The following is a 3,939-nucleotide window of genomic DNA, read 5'->3' as shown; positions in this document are numbered from 1 at the left end:
CGCGAACTTCGACAGGTTGATGTTCACCGGCACCGACGCATCCTAGAGCGTCAGGTGTGCAGGCTGATGCTCCGCGTGGTTGGTGTTGCTGATGAACACGCTCGAGAGGCGGTCGAAGGTCAGCTTGCCGTCCGGCTTCGGATAGGCGATGGGCTTGCACTCCGCCGCCGGCTTGAGGTACAGGTGGTCCGGCTTGTTGCGGCGCAGGGTCCATGGAATGTGGCCCTTGAGAAGCCACTGCTCGATGCCGTTCATGAAGGTGGCAATGCCCAGCCCCTTCTTGAACCAGGCCTTGAAGTTGCGTGACTTGTTCAGTTCCGCGTGGAGCCAGCTCTTCTCGAACGCCGCCGGGTAGGCCGTGAGCTCGTCGTGCTGGCGGCCGGCCTGCACCGCGACGAAGGCCGCTTCGGCGGCCAGCATGCCGGTCTTGATGGCGGCGTGGCTGCCCTTGATGCGGCTCACGTTCAGGTAGCCGGCCTCGCAGCCGACCAGCGCGCCGCCCGGGAACACCGTCTTGGGCAGCGACGTCAGGCCGCCGGCCGTGATGGCGCGCGCGCCGTAGCCGATGCGCTTGGCCGGCTTGATGCCCTGGGCCTCGTCGCCTTCGAGGTACCAGCGGATGTTGGGGTGCAGCTTCCAGCGCTGCATTTCCTCGAACGGGCTCAGGTAGGGGTTGCTGTAGTCCAGGCCCGTGATGAAGCCCATGGAAATCTTGTTGTCTTCCATGTGATAGAGGAAGGCGCCGCCGTAGGTGTCGCTCTTCATCGGCCAGCCGGCGGTGTGCAGCACGAAGCCGGGCTGGTGGCGCTTGGGGTCGACTTCCCACACTTCCTTCACGCCCAGGCCGTAGGTCTGCGGGTCCTTGCCCTCGTCGAGCTTGAATCTGGCGATCAGCTGGCGGCCCAGGTGGCCGCGCGCGCCTTCGGCAAACACCGTGTACTTGCCCAGGAGCTCCATGCCGAGCTGGAAGTTCTCGGTGGGTTCGCCGTCCTTGCCCACGCCCATGTTGCCGGTGGCCACGCCGCGCACCGAGCCGTTCTCGTTGTAGAGCACTTCGGCCGCCGGGAAGCCCGGAAAGATCTCCACGCCCAGGTTCTCGGCCTGCTGCGCCAGCCACTTGGTGAAGGCGCCCAGGCTGATGATGTAGTTGCCGTGGTTCTGGAAGCAGGCCGGAAGGAACAGGTTGGGCGTGCGCAGGCCCGATTTTTCGCCGAGGAACACCATGGCGTCGTCGGTCACGGGCTGGTTCAGCGGGGCGCCCAGCTCCTTCCAGTCGGGCAGCAGCTCGTTGAGCGCGCGCGGGTCCATGATGGCGCCCGAGAGAATGTGCGCGCCGGGCTCGGAGCCCTTCTCGAGCACCACCACCGAGATTTCCTTGTCGTGCTGGGCCGCCAGCTGCTTGAGCCGGATGGCGGTCGAGAGGCCGGCCGGGCCGCCGCCGACGACCACCACGTCATATTCCATGGATTCGCGGGGGCCGAACTGGGCGAGGATTTCGTCGTGGGTCATGTGGGTCTCGTCGATAATGATTTGAGGCTCGGACGCTTCGAGGGCGCGAAACATTTTATGTGGAGTGCCGGGCGTCGCCTCGGCGACTCGGCAACCGCTCAACAGGACCCCCTTCCCATGGCTTACAGCATCGATCTTTCGGGCCGCGTGGCCTTCATCACCGGCGCTTCCAGCGGGCTGGGCGCGCAGTTTGCCAAGACGCTGGCGCGTGCCGGCGCCGCGGTGGTGCTCGCGAGCCGCCGGCTCGAGAAACTGAAGGAGCTGCGCGCCCGCATCGAGGGCGAGGGCGGCGACGCGCATGCGGTCGAGCTCGACGTGACCGACATCGGCAGCATCAAGGCCGCGGTGGCGCGCGCCGAAACCGAGGTCGGCCCCATCGACATCCTGGTCAACAACTCGGGCGTGAGCACCACCCAGCGCCTTTCGGACGTCACGCCGGACGACTACGACTACATCTTCGACACCAACGTGAAGGGCTCCTTCTTCGTCGCACAGGAGGTGGGCAAGCGCATGCTGGCGCGTGCCGACGGTTCGGCGCCGGGCACCTATATCGGCGGGCGCATCATCAACATCGCCTCGGTGGCGGCACTCAAGGTGCTGCCGCAGATCGGCACCTACTGCATGAGCAAGGCCGCGGTGGTGCAGATGACCAAGGCCATGGCGCTCGAATGGGGCCGCTTCGGCATCAACGTGAACGCGCTGTGCCCGGGCTACATCGCGACCGAGCTCAACGAGGACCACTGGGCCTCCGAAGGCGGCGCCAAGCTCGTGAGCATGCTGCCGCGCAAGCGCGTGGGCAAGCCCGAAGACCTGGACGGCCTGATCGTGCTGCTGGCCAGCGGCCAGAGCCATTTCGTGAACGGCGCGGTCATTGCGGCCGACGATGGGTTCGCGCTCTGATCCCCTCCATCAAAGCCACCGATGAGAATCGAAATCCCCGAGAAGAAAAAGTTCGTGTTCGAGATGTCCATCCCCATCCGCTGGGGCGACATGGACGCCATGGGGCATCTGAACAACGGCACCTATTTCCGCTACCTCGAAACCGCGCGCATCGACTGGATCCGTTCGCTCGGCATCGAACCCGCGCCGGGCGGCGAGGGCATGGTGATCGTCAACGCCTTCTGCAATTTCTACCGGCAGATCGAATACCCCGGCGACGTGCTGCTCAAGATGTACGTGAGCGACCCGGCGCGCACCACCTTCGAGAGCTGGGCCACCATGGCGCGGGCCGAGGCGCCCGAGGTGATCTGCGCGGCCGGCGGGGCAACCACGATCTGGGTCGATTTTCCGAAGCAGAAGGCGCTGCCCTTGCCCGACTGGCTGCGCGCGGTGGTGAGCGAGTAGGGCGCGCAGCTACGCCGGCCGCAGCACGATGCGCGCCTCGAAGCCATGGGCCGCACCCGGCGGCGGCGATGCCAGCTCGAGCCTGGCGCCGTGCTTCTCGACGATGGTGCCCACGATCGACAGCCCCAGGCCGTAGCCTGCGCGATCGGAGCTGTGGCGCACGTGGCGCTGCTGCAGCGTGGCGAGCTGTTCGGCGCTGACGCCCGCGCCGAAGTCGCGCACCGCGAGCGTGCAGGGCGCCATCACCTCGATCACCACGCGGCCGTTGCCGCCGTAGCGCAGCGCGTTTTCCACCAGGTTGCGCAGCGCGATCGCCAGCGCATCGACGTCGCCCGAGGCAATGGGCGCGGCGTCGTCGGGCACCTTGAGCGCGAGCCGCTCGCTGATCTGCGGGTCGTTCCAGAAGTCCTGCGCCACGGCGCCGGCCAGCTGCACCAGGTCGACCGGCGCGCGCGCGAGCGATGCGGCCGATTCCGCGCGCGAGAGCTGCAGCAGCTTCTCGGCGCGGTGGCTGAGCAGCTGCAGCGCATCGAGCGCCGCCTGCACGTCGTTGCGCCGCAGGTCGTGCTCGAGCGCGGTCTGCAGCCGCAGCCGCGCCGCGGCCAGCGGGGTCCGCAACTCGTGCGCCGCGTTGGCGGCCAGCGCGCGTTCGACGTCGAGCGAATGCGACAGCCGCTCCAGCAGGCTGTTGACGTGGTCGCCGACCGAGCGCAGCTCGCGCGGCAGGCCGGGCAGCGTGATGGGGCGCAGGTCGGAGCCGCTGCGCTTCTCGATCTCGCCCGCGAGCTGCTGCAGCACGCGCAGCTCGTTGCGCGCCACCTTGCGCAGCACCAGCGCCAGCAGCGGCAGCACGGCACCGAGCGGAATGATCAGCCCGAACAGCGTGCGGTTCAGCGCCGAGCGCCGCTCGTCGAGCGGATCGGCCACCTGGAAGTAAAGGCCCAGCGTGGGATGCCGCACCGTATAGATGCGCCAGGTCTGGTTGTTGGCGAAGCCGGGAGCCAGCGGAACGTCGAAGGCGCCGTCGGGCGCCTCGGCCGAGCGCAGCAGCACGTGCTCGTGGATGTCCACCACCTGGTACATCAC

General features: G+C 67.7%; 3 protein-coding genes and 1 pseudogene. 2 read left to right on the top strand and 2 right to left on the bottom strand.

Annotated elements, in window-relative coordinates; all coding sequences use genetic code 11:
• Nucleotides 1-45 precede the first annotated feature (45 nt).
• A pseudogene (locus AC1DOC_RS23275) lies at nucleotides 46-1,509 on the bottom strand (NAD(P)/FAD-dependent oxidoreductase); the annotation flags it as partial.
• A 117-nt stretch (nucleotides 1,510-1,626) separates the two neighbouring features.
• Between AC1DOC_RS23275 and AC1DOC_RS23270 the strand changes: the two are divergent.
• Together AC1DOC_RS23270 and AC1DOC_RS23265 are read left to right on the top strand one after the other, a co-directional pair.
• Nucleotides 1,627-2,409: an SDR family oxidoreductase gene (locus AC1DOC_RS23270; protein WP_012748386.1), complete on the top strand. Its 783-nt coding sequence runs from the start codon at nucleotides 1,627-1,629 to the stop codon at nucleotides 2,407-2,409.
• Nucleotides 2,410-2,430: 21 nt separating this feature from the next.
• Complete coding sequence (locus tag AC1DOC_RS23265; protein WP_012748385.1) at nucleotides 2,431-2,853, top strand: acyl-CoA thioesterase; 423 nt, start codon at nucleotides 2,431-2,433, stop codon at nucleotides 2,851-2,853.
• 9 nt (nucleotides 2,854-2,862) lie between these two features.
• On the opposite strand, the gene AC1DOC_RS23260 is transcribed toward AC1DOC_RS23265, so the two are convergent.
• Nucleotides 2,863-3,939 (bottom strand): sensor histidine kinase (locus tag AC1DOC_RS23260; protein WP_478130575.1); only part of this gene is annotated, 1,077 nt, incomplete at its 5' end.

The organism is Variovorax sp. 01T439_2 (genome assembly GCF_056398445.1).
Note: the sequence above shows the minus strand (reverse complement) of the source record. Positions and strands in the feature narration are given on the sequence as shown.